At 65.2% G+C, this 15,428-nt stretch carries 11 protein-coding genes; 7 read left to right on the top strand and 4 right to left on the bottom strand.

Annotated features, from left to right (window positions below):
• Positions 1 to 78: 78 nt before the first annotated feature.
• On the bottom strand, positions 79 to 1,572 hold the full coding sequence (locus tag HNQ40_RS13230) for a SpoIIE family protein phosphatase (protein WP_184678299.1): 1,494 nt from the start codon (positions 1,570 to 1,572) through the stop codon (positions 79 to 81).
• Between the two features lie 366 nt (positions 1,573 to 1,938).
• On the opposite strand from HNQ40_RS13230, the gene HNQ40_RS13235 reads away from it, so the two are divergent.
• From HNQ40_RS13235 to HNQ40_RS13250, 4 genes are all read left to right on the top strand, one after another.
• Positions 1,939 to 2,868, top strand: coding sequence for a S1C family serine protease (locus HNQ40_RS13235; RefSeq protein ID WP_221435529.1), 930 nt, complete (start codon positions 1,939 to 1,941; stop codon positions 2,866 to 2,868).
• A gap of 77 nt (positions 2,869 to 2,945) precedes the next feature.
• Entirely contained in the window at positions 2,946 to 3,959 is a 1,014-nt protein-coding gene (locus HNQ40_RS13240; protein ID WP_184678301.1) for a S1C family serine protease, read from the top strand.
• A gap of 194 nt (positions 3,960 to 4,153) precedes the next feature.
• Positions 4,154 to 4,906, top strand: a complete 753-nt coding sequence (locus tag HNQ40_RS13245; RefSeq protein WP_184678302.1) for a type II secretion system protein — start codon at positions 4,154 to 4,156, stop codon at positions 4,904 to 4,906.
• Positions 4,907 to 5,141: 235 nt separating this feature from the next.
• Complete coding sequence (locus HNQ40_RS13250) at positions 5,142 to 5,345, top strand: hypothetical protein (protein ID WP_184678303.1); 204 nt, start codon at positions 5,142 to 5,144, stop codon at positions 5,343 to 5,345.
• Between the two features lie 81 nt (positions 5,346 to 5,426).
• Here HNQ40_RS13250 and HNQ40_RS13255 read toward each other — a convergent pair whose 3' ends face one another.
• Both HNQ40_RS13255 and HNQ40_RS13260 read right to left on the bottom strand, forming a co-directional pair.
• Positions 5,427 to 6,071 carry a Fe(2+)-trafficking protein gene (locus HNQ40_RS13255; RefSeq protein ID WP_184678304.1) on the bottom strand — a complete coding sequence of 215 codons (645 nt, stop codon included), beginning with the start codon at positions 6,069 to 6,071 and terminating at the stop codon, positions 5,427 to 5,429.
• Positions 6,072 to 6,224: 153 nt separating this feature from the next.
• Entirely contained in the window at positions 6,225 to 7,787 is a 1,563-nt protein-coding gene (locus HNQ40_RS13260; RefSeq protein ID WP_184678305.1) for a glutamate synthase subunit beta, read from the bottom strand.
• A gap of 192 nt (positions 7,788 to 7,979) precedes the next feature.
• Between HNQ40_RS13260 and HNQ40_RS13265 the strand changes: the two genes are divergently transcribed.
• Together HNQ40_RS13265 and HNQ40_RS13270 are read left to right on the top strand one after the other, a co-directional pair.
• A complete protein-coding gene (locus HNQ40_RS13265; RefSeq protein WP_184678306.1) occupies positions 7,980 to 10,760 on the top strand; it encodes a PD-(D/E)XK nuclease family protein in 2,781 nt (926 codons plus the stop codon).
• A complete protein-coding gene (locus HNQ40_RS13270) occupies positions 10,750 to 13,929 on the top strand; it encodes a UvrD-helicase domain-containing protein (protein ID WP_184678307.1) in 3,180 nt (1,059 codons plus the stop codon). Before HNQ40_RS13265 ends, HNQ40_RS13270 begins: the two co-directional genes overlap by 11 nt.
• A gap of 105 nt (positions 13,930 to 14,034) precedes the next feature.
• On the opposite strand, the gene HNQ40_RS13275 is transcribed toward HNQ40_RS13270, so the two are convergent.
• Positions 14,035 to 14,418 (bottom strand): hypothetical protein, encoded by a 384-nt coding sequence (locus HNQ40_RS13275; protein WP_184678308.1) that lies wholly within the window; start codon positions 14,416 to 14,418, stop codon positions 14,035 to 14,037.
• A 203-nt stretch (positions 14,419 to 14,621) separates the two neighbouring features.
• Between HNQ40_RS13275 and HNQ40_RS13280 the strand changes: the two genes are divergently transcribed.
• Positions 14,622 to 15,386: a flagellar brake protein gene (locus tag HNQ40_RS13280; protein ID WP_184678309.1), complete on the top strand. Its 765-nt coding sequence runs from the start codon at positions 14,622 to 14,624 to the stop codon at positions 15,384 to 15,386.
• The last annotated feature ends 42 nt before the right edge of the window (positions 15,387 to 15,428 follow it).

The raw sequence follows: 15,428 nt of genomic DNA on the forward strand, positions 1-15,428 counted from the left end.
CGTTCCCCCTCCGACCCGCTACGCGGGCCACCTCCCCCGGGGGAGGAGTTGAGGTCAGCGTCGTGCCGAAAGTGGTCATCAATCCATCGCGACCGCGACGCCGACGCGGTCGATGCAGAGGATCGTCAGGTCGTCGTCTGCGGGGCGGGGATGGCGGTGCGTGCCGACGTCTCGACGGAGCGTGGAGACCACCTGATCGCAGGCCATTTCGAGGTTGTCGATGAGTCGTTCGAGCGGAGCAAAACCGAACTGCTTGTTGGCGGGGTTCTGGGCTTCGTTAACGCCGTCAGAAGTCAGCAGCACGCGGTCGCCGGGGTGGAGATGGACCGAGGACTGAAGCTCTTCGCCGTCGAGCGGGATGATCACGCCCAGCGGGGGGCGGTGGGAGTCGAGGTGCGTCACGCCGTGGTTGGCGGTGCGGATCATGGCGGGGGCGTGCCCGGCGTTGGCGTAGGTGAACGTGCCGTCGTCGTCGAGCACGCCAAGGATCATCGTGATGAATCGGCCCTCGGTCAGGTCGGGCGTGAGGTGGTCTTCGAGCCGTTGGATCAACTCGCCCGGCTCGAGCCCGGTGCGGGCCAGCGCGTGCAGCGCCGAGCGACACGTGGCCATGATGAGCGACGGCCCCAGGCCGTGCCCGGTCACGTCGGCCATGACCACCACGGTGCGCTGGTCGTCGAGCTTGAACGCGTCGTAGTAGTCGCCGCCCGTCGCGTCGCAGGGCTCCGACGCCCCGGCCATGCGGTAGCCCCGGCAGGCGGGCAGCTCTTCGGGGAAGAACCCCGCTTGGATCGACCGGGCGACGTTGAGCTGGTCGGCCATCACATTGAGTGCTTCGCCCAACTCCTGGAACTCGTCGCGGGTTCGGATGTCGACGCGGTGGTTGAAGTTGTGTTCGCCCAGCGCTTCCAATCCCTTGTGGATCTTGTCGACCGGGCGGATCACGATCTTGTTCAGCACCAGGTAACCCAGCAGCGAAGAGATGGCGATGCCCACCACGGCGATCAGGGTGTTGACCAGCAGGAGCTGGTTGTACCGGGCGAAGTACGCCTCGGAGGGCTGGGTGACTTCGAGCAGGCCCACGACTTGCCCGGCAGAGCTGTAGATCGGGGCCGCGGCGGAGATCCACTCGCCGTTGACGTCTTCGTAGAGCCCGGTCACGGTGACCTGGCCGGAGGACAACGCTTCCTGGTGGTGGGACTTGAGTTCGTAGACGTCGCCGATGAAAGGATCGCCCTCGTGGGGCATAACGCCGAAGTGGAGCAGGCCGTCGCTGCCGAAGTAGAAGGTGTAGATGTGGTCGGACGCGAGCCCGTTGACGTCGCGGATCGCCCGGAGCTGATCGCGGAGCTGGAGGAAGGCCGGGTCGTTGGCGTCTTGCGTCTCGACGACGCGCTGGTGCAGGCCGCCGTCGAGGTGCAGCGCCGCGGTGCTGGCGATCGCGGCGAGCTGGTTCTGCAGGTCGACGGTCACCTGCTCCCGCATCCCCGAGCGTGTGGGCACCAGCAGCGCGAAGGCCAGGACGAGCAGCACCAGCTCGGAGATGACCAGGAGTTTGGTGCTCAGACGCATAACGATTCAACCTTGGAGCGGGGGCGATTCATCCATGAACAGCCCCGATGGATCAAACTTTTCTCGGATCAGCGTACGGCCGAGGCGAGAAGAGCGATGCTTGGGGCAGCCCTAATTTCCTATAAACCGGCGGGCCGGGCAATCCTTTTTTGGTTACGTGTTGGATTCCGGTCGTGGCGGCGGGGCGAGTGCCTCCGGGAAAACGCGTGACTTGACCGCGGAGCCGCGTACACTTGAGGTGAGGCTTACGCACGGGATGGGAACCCGCGTCCGGCTTGTGACGTATCAGTCAGGTGGTTCCCAGAGATGAGTTCACGTATGCAACGATCCAGCAGTAGCGTTTGGTTTTTCGCCTGGGCGGCCGTGATGTCACTTGTCGCCACGGCGGTCGCCGAGCCGACGTCGGTTTTCGATAAGCCAGCCCCCGAATCACTCGAGGACCTGCGCGAGATCGAAGCGCGGGTCGAAGCGGTGGCCGAACTCGCCGCCCCGGCGACGGTGTCGCTGGACATGGGGCGGGGCGGGTCCGGCAGCGGCGTGATCATCGGCGACGAGGGGTACATCCTGACTGCGGCCCACGTCATCGGCGAGGCCGGCCAGATCATCCAGGTCCGCTTCCCCGATGGCACGGTCGAAACCGCCGAGACCCTCGGCCTCGATCGTAAGAACGATGCCGGTCTCGCCCAACTCCAGGGCGAAGGGCCCTGGCCCAGCGTCGAGATGGCCGCGGCCGGCACGGTCGGCACCGGCGATTGGGTGGTCTCGCTTGGACACCCCGGGGGGTTCGATCTCGAACGGAGCGTCGTCGTCCGGCTCGGCCGGGTGCTGCGTGTCCGGAGCATCGTCCTTCAGTCCGACTGCTCGCTCATCGGCGGCGACTCGGGCGGGCCGCTTTTCAACATGGACGGCAAGGTCGTGGGGATCCACAGCCGCATCGGCAAGTCCGAGCGTGCCAACCTCCACATCTCCATCGGCGAATACCACAGCACGTGGGACAGCCTCGTCGAAGGCCGGCAGTGGGGGCGGCAGCAGTCCCCCGAGATGGGCATCGTCGAACTCGGCCCCGACAAAGAAGACCGTGGCGTCGTGGTGATTCGTATGGTCAAGCCCAGCGCCGCGTCGGAGGCGGGCATCAAGCTCGGCGACATCATCACCGGAATCGGCGACCGGTCCATCCGCGACGACCACGAATTCCATGAAGAGATCGCGACGCTGATGTCCGGCGACAAGGTCGCGATGAGCGTCTTGCGCGACGACGAGGAACTGCAGCTCGAATTGACCATGGGGGAACAGTAATGAGCAGGCCGCGTTCGACTCCACATGCCGTGGCCCACGCCCGATCGCGACGCTCTCGGTCCGTCTCGTCGGTCGTCGTGTTTTTCTTGGTTGTGACGCTGCTGGTTTTGTTCGCCCGTCCGGCGATGGGGCAGAGCTACCTCAAACGCGGCTACGACACGGACGGCAAGTACGTGCTCAAGGCGTTTGCCCCCGTGGTGGCGGAAACCAGGCAGAGCGTGGTGCAGTTTGTTGCGGATGGCAAGAAGAGCGTGTTGGGCACCATCGTCACCGCCGACGGCCTGGTGCTGACCAAGGCCAGCGAGGTGCGTTTGGCGGAGAAGCTCACGGCGAAACTGTCCGACGGCCGCGAGGTCGAGGCGCAGCTCCTAGCGGAAGATCGGCTGGACGATTTGGCGTTGATTCAACTCGACGCCGAGGGCCTTCGGCCGGTGGCGTTTGAGCTGGACGCGAAACCCCGGCTGGGGCAGTGGGTCATCGTCCCGGGCTTGGACGAAGCCCCCGAAGCGGTGGGGGTGATGAGTGCGTTGCCCCGGCGGGTCAACGGCGTGCGCTTGGGCATCTCGTTGTTCGATCACCCCGAGAATGGGAGGCCGGTGATCAGGTTTGCGATTCCCGGGATGGGGGCCCAGGCGGCGGGGCTGCAGCCCGGTGATGTATTGCGTTCGATTGCAGGGCACGAAGTGAATAACTCGCAGGATGTCATTGACAGCATGCAGAACGTCATCGCCGGGGATGTGATTGAGGTGGTCGTCGAACGGCGAGGCAAGGAGATGACTTTTGAAGTCGAGATGCGGCTACGCGAACTCAACACCAAACTAAAAGAAGACTACATGAACTCGATGGGGAACCGGATGTCCGAACGCCGCGACGGCTTCGCCTCGGTCTTCCAACACGACGCCACGCTCACCCCCGCTGAGTGCGGTGGCCCGCTGCTGGACCTCGACGGCCGGTGCATCGGGATCAACATCGCCCGGGCGGGCCGGATCGAGGCCTACACGCTGCCCGCCGAGGTGGTGGTGGAATCGCTCGAGGCGTTGACCGCTCAGACAATGGTGAAGGACGACGCTCCCGATACGACCGAGCACTGAGCAGGCCGAAGCATCTCCCCCGGTTTACCTATCTTCACTGCCCCGCAAGACCCCACCCGAATCCCGGGCATTTTTTCGGTTCGGGTTTGCCCCGATGGCTCTTGAATCGTAAGCGGGCATAGTTCATCATGAACACGGTTCGGCTTTTCCCCATAGCCGAACACCACAATCCACCGGGAAGGGAGAGATTTTCCATGCAAGGTGCCTCGTTTGCACGCCGATCCAAGTCTACTGCGTTCACCCTGATTGAACTGCTGGTGGTCATCTCGATTATCGCATTGATGCTTGGCATCCTCCTGCCGGCCCTGGGCAGCGCCCGCAACACCGCGACTCTGGTCAAATGTGCAAGCAATCAACGACAGATCGGCATCGCGCTGAGCGGCTATGCAACCGATCACGATGATCGGTTGCCGCCGTCGTATGACAACGGTGGACGCCTCGTGGCATCTTTGTTCTACCTTCCGCCAGCCGGCTACGATCTGCGGACCCATGTAGAGAGCTACATCGGTGATTTCTCGGTTTGGACCTGCCCGTCCACCAACAACCCCGCCAATCTTGATGACCCGGCCAATACCCGGGCTCGCGGTTGCTACGGTACCTATGCCTACTACCCCGGACGAACGACGCCAGACTTTGGCCTTCCCAACGGCAACCCCGATACCTTAAACAACCTATACAGCGCTTCATCGCTCACATTGCTTCAGGATGTTTTCCGAGAGGATACCGTCGGCTTAGATCAGGTTTACAACCACGGGAACGGCAGCCTCGACACCATTTCGACGGGCGATAACCCTTCGTATTTCGCCTACAAAGGCAACGACGGGGAAGGGGTTAACACGCTCTTCTTCGACGGCCACGTAGCCTGGACCGCAGCCGAGCAGCTCGAAGTGATTGGTGGTGCCGATATTGTTGGCAGACGTGCGTTTGGCGTTTTGCCCAACAACTAATCATCCGGCTCGTAGATCCAAAGGCCTCGCTCCGAGCTCACATTCTGGATTTTTCTCGACAAGCACGGCCCAGCACCGTGCTTGTATTCTGTACCGATCCACCACTCGTCACGCCCTACGAATCTGAGAATCATTCTCAAGCTACTAGAAATAAAGGACTTACGTTGAGTTGAGGTCGAGCCTTGCCTATACTACAGAGGCAGTTCGAATTTCCTAACACTCGAAAGGGTTACCCATGATTTCTCTGACCGACGGCCAATGCGGCCTCTGCAAGCACTACGGCGAAGACCATTCCGATCAGCCCCAGCTCATCCAGATCCGCACCTCGAAGTCGGCTCCGGAAGACTTCAAGGACACCTGCGGCCACCCCCAAGTGGAGCCGCTCCAACTGACGGTGACCGCCGACTCGGGTTGCCAGGGCTTCGAAGCCGCGGCGTGAGTCCAAGCCCAGATTAAAAACAAGCCCACCGATGATCTAAATCATCGGTGGGCTTTATCGTTGTGGGTTTGCGTGGAAGCGTTACGAGGAGGCTTGCTGCTTGGCGTACTCGTCGATCTCCTCGCGGGTGACCTGCAGCCATTCGAGCATGTGCTGCTCGTAGAGGTCCTGGTGGGCGACGTTGGAGAAGTCCAGGCGGAGTTCGTTGATGACCTTGGTGCCCTGGCCGATCCACTGGTTCCAGGTGATCTGGCCGAAGTGGTCGTAGATGAATTGGCCGACTGGGCCACGCATCGGCGGGTCGGCCAGACGCGGCTGAGGTTGGCCGGCACGGCGGTCGAGGACCATGTTGCCGGATGCTTCGACCTCGGCCTTCTTGGCGGCGGCGTCTTCGACTTCGGGGAGCTCTTCGCCGATCCGCTTGAGCATCTCGCCGATGGACCGCTGGGGCATGACATCGCCCCGCTCGGCGGCGGTCTTGTAGCCCTTGACGAGCATGGGCTTGGCGTCGTTCTCGCGGCCGGCCTTGATCAGCGATTCGCCGAGGAACTGGTAGGCCCGGCTCATGCCCTGGTTCAGCCCGATCGCCTGGCCGTAGGCCTTGGCGGCGTCGTCCCAGCGCTCGGCCTCTTTGTAGGCGTTGCCCAGGCTGAAGTAGGCCATGTCATCGGGGGCCTCGGCGGCCATCTTTTCCCATTGCGCGATACGTTCGTCGGTGGTGCTCATGGCGGTAGGGTAGGCGGGGCGGGGGGATAGGTCTAGCGGGGGGAGGTTCGCCGTTTAGCGGGTGCCCCGAAGGGGCCCGCGAGACTTCATGATGTAAAAGCAGGCGCGGGGCCCTTCGGGCCACCCGCTAAACCAAGGAGATTGGAACTGGCATCACGCCGACACGGTGACCTGCACGCGGCCCGCGGCTTCGTCGCCGACGGGTTTGCCGGTGAGGTAGGCGTCGATCGATGCGGCGGCCTTGCGGCCCTCGGCGATGGCCCAGACGATCAGGGATTGGCCGCGGCGGCAGTCGCCCGCCACGAAGACCTTGTCGACGTTGGTGCGGTGGTCGCCGAACTCGGCGGCGAAGTTGCTGCGTTGGTCGTTCACGACGCCGAGCTTTGCGCCCGGGCCGGCCTCGGGTCCGAGGAAGCCCATCGCCAGCAGGACAAGGTCGGCCTCGAAGTTCTGCTCGGTGCCGGGGACCTCGCTGAACGGGGCCTTGTCGCCGGGCTTGGACCAGTCGATGCGGACGGTGCGGATGCCGCAGACGTTGCCTTCGCCGTCGTCGAGGAAGGCCTTGGAGAGGATGGCGAACTCGCGGGGGTCACGGCCGAAGGTCGCGGCGGATTCCTGGTGTCCGTAGTCGCTGCGGAAGATCTTGGGCCACTGCGGCCAGGGGTTGTCCGGGGCACGCTCTGCGGGGGGCTCGGCGAGGAGTTCGAAGTTGGTCAGGCTCTTGCAGCCGTGACGCAGCGAGGTACCCAGGCAGTCGTTGCCGGTGTCGCCGCCGCCGATGACCACGACGTGCTTGTCCTTGGCATCGATGAGCTTTTCGAACTCGGGGTCGGTGTCGTTGGTGTGGCCCGAGTCGACGAGCGTCTTGGTGTTGGCGTGGAGGAACTCCATGGCGAAGTGGATGCCATTGAGCTCACGCCCAGCGATGGGCAGGTCGCGCGGCCGGGTCGAGCCGGTGGCGAGTAACACCGCGTCGTTGGTGTCGAGCAGTTCCTGCGGATCGATGTATTGGATCGTGTCGTCATCGGGCGCGGCACCCGCGGCGTCGCCGGGGTCCCCGCCGACGAAGGCGCGGGTGACAAACTTCACGCCCTCGGCCTCGAGTTGATCGACGCGGCGCTGGACGATCGCCTTGTCCAGCTTCATGTTCGGGATGCCGTAGGTCAGCAGCCCGCCGATGCGGTCGTGGCGTTCGTAGACGGTGACAGTGTGCCCGGCCCGGTTGAGCTGTTGGGCGGCAGCCAGACCCGCGGGGCCGGAGCCGACGATCGCCACCGATTTGTCCGTTCGCTTGGCGGGGGGACGCGGCACGACCCAGCCCTCGCTCCAGGCCCGGTCGGTGATGGCCTGCTCGATGTTCTTGATCGCGACGGGCGACTCGTACACGCCCGCACAGCACGAGCCCTCGCAGGGCGCGGGGCAGACCCGGCCGGTGAACTCGGGGAAGTTGTTGGTCAGGTCCAGCTTCTCGTAGGCCTCGCGCCACCGTCCTTCGTAGACCAGGTCGTTCCACTCGGGGATGAGGTTGTCGACCGGGCACCCGGTGCCGGACATGCAGAACGGCACGCCGCAGTCCATGCAGCGGGCACCCTGTTCCTTGGTGAAGTGCTCGGTGACCGGGGTGCCGAACTCGTTGAAGTCGCGCAGCCGATCGAGCGGTGTCTTATAGGGCACCGTCGTGCGGCGGAAATCGATGAAACCGGTATGTGAACCCATGAGTGATTCTCGGGAAAGGCAGGTGGCGGGCCGCTAAAACCGGCCGCCTCGTACAGTCTTGAGCCCACCAGTTTTAGGTCAGGATCGGCCCCGCCGCAAGCCCTTTTTTGTGTCGGATATGGACAGAATAACCCCCGTCGGGGATGCCCCGGCTTGACCGGGAGGCCCGGAGCTTGGACGCTGGGGCGAGTCATGGCCGACAAGCGCGTTTTTTTGGGTTGGGAACAGGCGGTTTTGCCCGCGGCGGCGGCGTGGCTGGTGGGGCGGTACGGGCTGGATTTGGGCGGGGTGGTGGTGGCGGTACCGGTGGCCCGGGCGGGGCGGCGGCTGGAGGAATTGCTGGTGGACGAGGCCGAGCGTCGGGCCGAGATGCTGACGCCGCCCCGGGTGGTCACCGCGGGGCAACTGCCCGAGTTGCTGATCGAAAGCGAAGACGACCCGGTGGATGACCTGACCTCGGTGCTCACCCGGGCGGTGGCGCTGCGGGAGGCAGATCGGGCGGTTTTCACGCAGGTGTTTCCGTACCCGCCAGACGACACGGACACGGTGGCCTGGGTGCGATTGGCCGACCAGATGCAGCAGCTCAGCGATGAACTCGCCGCCGCTCGACTCACGCCGGGGCACGTCGTCGAGCTCGCCGCGCAGCGCGGGGTCGATCTGGGCCTGAGTGAAGGGCGTTGGCAAGCGATCGCCCAACTCGACACCGCCTACCGCCAGTCGCTGGGCCGACCCGATCGGCAGGCCGCCCGGCAGCTCGCGATCGAGCAGCGGCAGTGTCGTAGCGATCGGCCGATCGTCCTCGTGGGGCTGGTCGATCTCTCGGCCCAACTCACGGGCATGCTCGAACAGCTCGACGACGTCACCCCACTGGTCCCCGCGCCCGACTCGCACGCCCAGGGCTTTGACGTTTTGGGCGGTTTGGTGGTGGACTACTGGCAGGAGCAAACGGTCGACGTCGCCGACTTTCGTTTGGCCGATCAGCCCAGCGACCAGGCGATCGAGCTCGTCCGCGTGCTCGGCGGGTGGGCGGACGAGGCCGCGGCGCAGGACGTGACGGTCGGCCTCGGCGACGAAGAGGCGGCGGGTTCCCTCGGCCGGGCGATCGAACTCGCAGGCACACCCGCACGGCCCGCGGCGGGGCGCCCCGTTACCCAATCCGCGCCGGTCGTGCTGCTGCAAACCTTGGCGCGTTTCGTCACGCAGCAACGCATCAGCGACCTGGCCGAATTGGTTCGACATCCCGACGTCACCGGCGTGATCGGCGACGAGCACTGGGCGACGTTGCTGGATGAGTACACCTCGACCTACCTGCAGGCCGACACCCGCCACGACTGGCGCGGCGATGACGCAACCCGGGAAACACTCGGCACGCTCACCGAACGCCTCTACGCCGTCCTGCCCGAAGCGCACGACACGCCCCAGCCGCTGCCCGCGTGGAGCTCGTCCATCGCCCGCACGCTTGCGGGCATCTACGGCACCCGCGATCTGGATACCCTCGACGACCATTCCATCATTGAGGCGCTGACCCAGCTGGCTCAGGCTCTGGATCAGCAGGCCCAACTCGATCTCGACGCACCCTCCACGCCCCGCGTCACCTTTGCTCAAGCCGTGTCGCTGACGCTGAGCCGACTCGCCCGGCAGCGTATCCCCGAGCCGGGCGGAACCTCCGCGGTTGAGTTGCTCGGTTTCCTCGAGATGCCTTGGGACGATGCGTCGCGCGTCGTGCTGACGGATGTGAACGAAGGGCGGATCCCCGACTCGCGTCACGCCGATGCGTTCCTGCCCGATAGCCTGCGTCGGTCGCTGGACCTGCCCGACAACGCCCGGCGGTACGCCCGCGCGGCGTTGTATCTCAACATCGTGTTGCAAACCCGGCCCGCCGGGCACGCGGTGTTGCTGGCCTGCCGACACTCGGCCGATGGTGATCCGCTGGTGCCCAGCCGATTACTGTTGGCCTGCGACCCCGCGACACGCACGCAGCGCGTGAAGGATTTCTATCCCAAGGACGAGTCGGCCAGCACGTCCCCGGCTCCGCTGCTTATCGCCCCCGGAGGCGAGAACCGCTTCCTCATCCCCCGGCCGCTGCTCGACGAGCCGCCGATCACGAGCCTGCGCGTCACCGCGTTCCGCGACTACCTCGCCTGTCCGTACCGGTTCTACCTCAAGCACGTGCTCAGGCTCGGGGCGCTCGACGACCGGGCGGTCGAATTGGATGCGCTGGCCTACGGCAACCTGACGCACGACGTGCTCGAAGCCTTCGGCCGATCCGATCTGATCGATGCGACCGACGGCGGGCCGATCGAAGAGTTCCTGAACGACACGCTGACCACCCGCGTCCGCCAGAAGTTCGGCCGCGACGCCCGGCCCGCGGTCCGCGTGCAGATCGCCCAGCTCCGGGAACGCCTGTCTCAATTCGCCGACCAGCAAGCTCGGCTGTCACAAGACGGCTGGCGTATCCGTCAGGACCTCATCGAGACCAGCCTCGAAGCGACCGTCACCCTGGACGGCCAAGCCTTCACCGTCACCGGCAAGATCGACCGCGTCGATGAGCACCCCGACCACGGCTTCCGCCTTTTGGACTACAAGACCTCCGACGCTGGCGACTCGCCCCAAAAAACGCACTTGTCCAAAGGGCAGTGGCGCGACCTGCAGCTGCCGCTGTATCTCACGCTCGTCGGCCCGATCGGCATCGACGGCGCACAGCTGGGTTACTTCAACCTCCCCAAGGCCGCGGCCAACGCGGGGGTGACGCTCGCCGACTGGGGCCAAGACGCGTTGGCCGAGGCGATGGCGCAGCGCGACCTGGTGATCCGCGGTGTGCGTGGTGGGGTGTTCTGGCCGCCGAGCCTGGACGTGCCGAGTTATGCCGATGCGGTGTCGGGGATCACCGCCGACGGCGCGATGGGCCGGCCCGAGTTGATTGCGCAGTCCGGCAGCGATCTGAACAACACGGGGGTTTGGCGTGAGCGCTGACTTCAAACCCATGGATGATGCGCAGCTGTTGATCCGCGCCTCGGCCGGCGCGGGCAAGACGTATCGGCTGACCCAGCACTACCTGAACCTGCTGCGGCACGGGGCGCCCGTCGAGTCGATCCTCGCCACGACGTTCACCCGCAAGGCGGCAGGCGAGATCCTGGGACGCTTGGTGCGGACGCTGTGTGACGAGGCGGAGGCGGGCAGGGCGGCCGCGCCGCCACTTAAATCTTCGGAGCAGCTACTGGACGAGGTCACGCGCAACCTGCACCGCATGGGCGTCGCCACCATTGATGGTTTTTTCCATCGTCTGGGTAATGGCTTCCGTTTTGAGCTGGACCTGCCGATGGAGCCCCGGCTGATCGAGGAGGGCAGCCCCGAGGCGGCGGCGCTGCGGGGCGAAGCGATCGAGGCGGTGTTGGCCGAGGCGGCGGCGGACGACGTCGCGTTCGGGGCAATGCTCGGGTTGCTGCGTCGGCTGCACCACGACTCGGCGGCCCGAAGCGTGACACGGGCGATCGACGACATCGTGGTGAAACACGCCGAGGTCTTCCGCGAAGCGCCGTGGGAGGAAGCCTGGACCACGCTCAAGCCCGAGGGGTTGATGGATGGCCCCGCGATCGAGCGGACCCTGGAGCGGTGGCTCGCGTTGCAGGACTTGATGCCGACCACCAAAACCGGCAAGCCGCGCAGCCTGTGGGTCAAGAGCTGGGAGCGGGTGGCCCCGTTGGTGCGGGGGGAAGACTGGGACGGCCTGATCGCTTCGGGCCTGCTTGCCAAGGTCTTCGTGGGTGAAACCATGTTCGACCGCACCCCGATCGACGACGAATGGCTCGTGCTCAGCGAGTGCTGGTGCGCCCACGTCCGCGGCGTGCTGCTCGATCGCATCGCCCGGCAAACCGCGGCGACGCATGAACTCATGCGCCGGTTCTCTGTGGTCTACGAACAACTCCGGGCCCAGCGTGGCGTGATGCTCTACAGCGACATGGCCCATCGTCTTGCGGGTGGGCCGTTCGCGGGGCGGCAGGTCAGCGACGAGCAGGCGCTCGCCGAGATCTACTTCCGCCTAGACGCGGCGGTCACGCACCTCTTGCTCGACGAGTTCCAGGACACGAGCCTGGACCAGTGGAACGTGCTGTCGCCCTTCGTAGACGAGATCGGCGCGACCGGCGACGGGACGCGCAGCCTCTTCGTCGTCGGCGACACCAAGCAGGCGATCTACGGCTGGCGCGGCGGGTGCGTCGAGCTCTTCGACAGCGTCGAACACCACGCCCCGCTCATCGAGCGTGAATCGCTGGCGAAAAGCTATCGCTCGTCGCAGGTCGTGCTTGATGCGGTCAACCGGGTGTTCGATGACCTGGCGTCCTGCGCCACGCTGCAAAGCGAAAAGCACCCCGAAGACGCGGACGCCGCCGCGATGTGGTCGGCGGGGTTCGACACCCACGTTGCCGAACACACCGAACTTTCGGGTTACGTCAGCTTCGAGTCGTCGCCACCGAGCGAGGAGAACACGTCGAGCGATCCCGAGGGGGACGATTTGGACGACGGGTCGCTATCGCCTGATTCGCACGAAGCCTTCGTGGCCCAGCGCATCGGCGAATTGCACCGAAAGCTCAACGCCGGCTCGGGCCCGCGGCGGACCATCGGCGTCCTGACGCGCGGGAACAAGATGGTGCACCGACTGCTGTACGAGCTCCGCCGTGCGGGACTGCCCGCCAGCGGCGAGGGCGGCAACCCCATCGGCGACACGCCGGCCGTCGCAGCGGTGCTCTCAGCGGTACGTCTTAGCGATCACCCGGGCGACACCGTCGCGGCGTTCCACACGCTCAATTCGCCGATGGCGGAGGTGGTTGGCATGACGAGTCGGCGTGACGCCGAGCGTGTCGCACACCAAATGCGCGCCGCGGTGTTGCGCGACGGCTGGGCGGCGACGGTGGCGAACTGGGTTGCGGCGCTCGCGCCCTCGTGTGACGCGGCGGGGTTGGCGAAGCTGACCAAGCTCGCCGAGTTGACCGAGCGTTTCGAGTCGGCCAACGCGTCGTCTTCGCAGGCCCTGCGCGGCAGTGTTTTTGCCGACTACATCGAAGGCGCGAAGGTCGAGGAACCCAGCGGCTCGCCGATCCGCGTCATGACCATCCACCGCAGCAAGGGCCTGGAGTTCGACGCGGTGGTGCTGCCCGAACTCGACGGCCGATTCAACAACAACTTCGAGGTCCTGATCGACCGCCCCGACCCCACCGGCCCGGTCGAGGGTGTGTTCCGTGGCGTGAAAGAGGCCAATCGAACCATCGACCCCGCGCTCGTCCGCGCCTACACCCGCCAACGCGCCCGCCAACGGCAGGAAGACTTCTGCACGCTCTACGTCGCCATGACCCGGGCCAAACGCAGCCTGCACCTGATCGCCAAGTCCGGGCTCAAGGCCGACGGCAAACGCCGAAGCATCGGTCTCTGTTTCGCGGGCATCCTGCGGGACACGCTGGGCGATCCGGATGACGGGCCGATGTCCTGGGGCGACGCCGAGTGGATGGGACCCGCTTCGCCGCAAGTCGATCCGGTGGTTGAGCCTTACGAACCCGCTCAGACTCCGAAGGTGTTGTCTGCCCGCCTGTCTCACCAAGGGCCCGCCAAGCGGATGCGCATGACCGTCTCGCCCTCCCAGCTCCACGGCCGCGGCAAGGTGTCCGCTCGTGACCTGCTGGATTTTGATTCCCGACACGCTCGTCAGCACGGCACCGAAATCCACAACCTGCTCGAACGCATCGATTACCTCGACGGCCAATCGCCGCCGGACGAATCGTCCCCGGCGTTGCGTTCGATCTTTGCTCACGACGCGGTACGTCAAGCGTTTACCCGGCGGTTCGGCGACCACGAACAGCTCTGGGCGGAGCGTACGTTTGTCGTGCCCGATGGCCCGCGCCTGCTTAAGGGCACATTTGACCGTGTGGTCTTTGCCGTCGATGAGCAAGGCAACGCGACGGCCGCTCACCTCATCGACTTCAAGACCGACCGTGTTGCCGCGGACAGCGAGGCGCTGCAGCAGCGCGTCGCATCGTATCGCCCGCAGCTCGAAGCCTACCGGCGGGCGTTGTCGGTGCTGCTGAAGCTCGATGCGCAGGCGATCACCGCCGAGCTGTTGTTCACCACGCCGGGCGTCAGCGTGGCGTTATGAACACGGCGGTTGCGGAGGCACTTGCCGGGGCAACGCCAAGCAAAGAAGCCCGAGGATTGCTCCGCGGGCTTCTTCGTACGGTAAGGCGTGAAGGAAGGGCTGGCGTTAGACGGGGATCTGTTGCCAGAGGGTTTTGAACATGACCTGGGCCTCGGCTCCGAAGACGATGACCAGCGTCAGGCCGAACACGGCCCAGGAGGTGGTCATCACGCCGAACTTCTTGCGGTCCAGCGAGCAGGCCATCCAGGTGAACAATGGCCCGCCGATCAGCAGGAGCAGCAGCGGATAGAACGAAGCGTTCTGCGCCCACGCCCAGAGTGCCTCGATCATGCGGACCTTGGGCGGTTGCCACTGGGTGGTGACCGCGAGGGTGGTCAGCATTCCGGCCTGGAGTGCGATGACTGCGGTGGCGAGGACCCACGACAGCCGCGGCTTGGCCGACGGCTTTTTCTTGTCGTCCTGTTTCGATTTGGGTTTTCGGCTCAGCATGCAGCAAGTCAACCATTCGACCCGGCGGCGGGGCAAGCCTGGGATACGGGGATTGGTCAAATCGAGGGGGAAACGGGTCGGTCTGGCGCGGTTGGGTTGTGGATATCGGCCGTGTGGGTGGCGCTACGGTGGCGTGGGGATTCGGCCGATAGGGCAAGGTGCGGGCTTTCCTTAGATGTAGTGCCCGATGGACGGTTCCGATAATGCCACGATCCAAAACCAACTCGATGATCGAAACCACCTGGCACACCACGGTGGCGGAGCTGGCGAGCCAGAACAAGACGGTCGAGGTTCGGCCGTTGACCGAACGCGGCGAAGAACTGCCGTCGTTCCGGGCGCGGCTGCTCCAGGCGGATGAGAAGGATGGCTCGCTCATCGTCGAGAAGCCAGCCAACGTCGAGCAGGCGCAGGTCATCGCCAAGGGTGTCGCGGTGCAGGTGTATGTGATCACCGGCAGCACCCGGATGAAAGCGGACTCGCGGGTGATCGACGTGGGGCGGTTCAGCCTCAACAAACAGACCAAAGTGATGGCGGTCCGCTTGGAGCCCATGAAGAAGATAAGCTCGGCCCAGCGTCGGGCGTGCTTCCGCCTCTCGACCGCGGGCATGGGGATGTCCGCTCGGTTCCGCCACCCCGACTGGGCCGACACCGATCCCGATCTGACGGCCAAGGCTCTGGACATCAGCGACCGCGGCCTCGGGTTGACGGTGGAGATGGAAACCGAGCTGGCCAAGCAGATGATCGATCAGGTCTACGGCGTGTTCATTCCGCTGCCCGGCCAAGACGAATCACTGGAGCTCGACGCCCGGCTGGTGCGTGTGGTCGAGACCGATTTCGGCACCGTGACCCTGGGCTTCCAGTTCGAGTTCTCAAACCTCAACGAACAACGCCGGGTCGAGCAGGTCATCCAGCAGTTCTCCGTGGCCCAGCAACGCAAGCAGATCCGGCGTATGCGCGGTGCCGGCTGAGCACGCCAAGCGCTCGATCCACATACAATCGCCGCACCCAAC

It is taken from the genome of Algisphaera agarilytica, from assembly GCF_014207595.1.
Classification (GTDB): Bacteria; Planctomycetota; Phycisphaerae; order Phycisphaerales; family Phycisphaeraceae; genus Algisphaera; species Algisphaera agarilytica.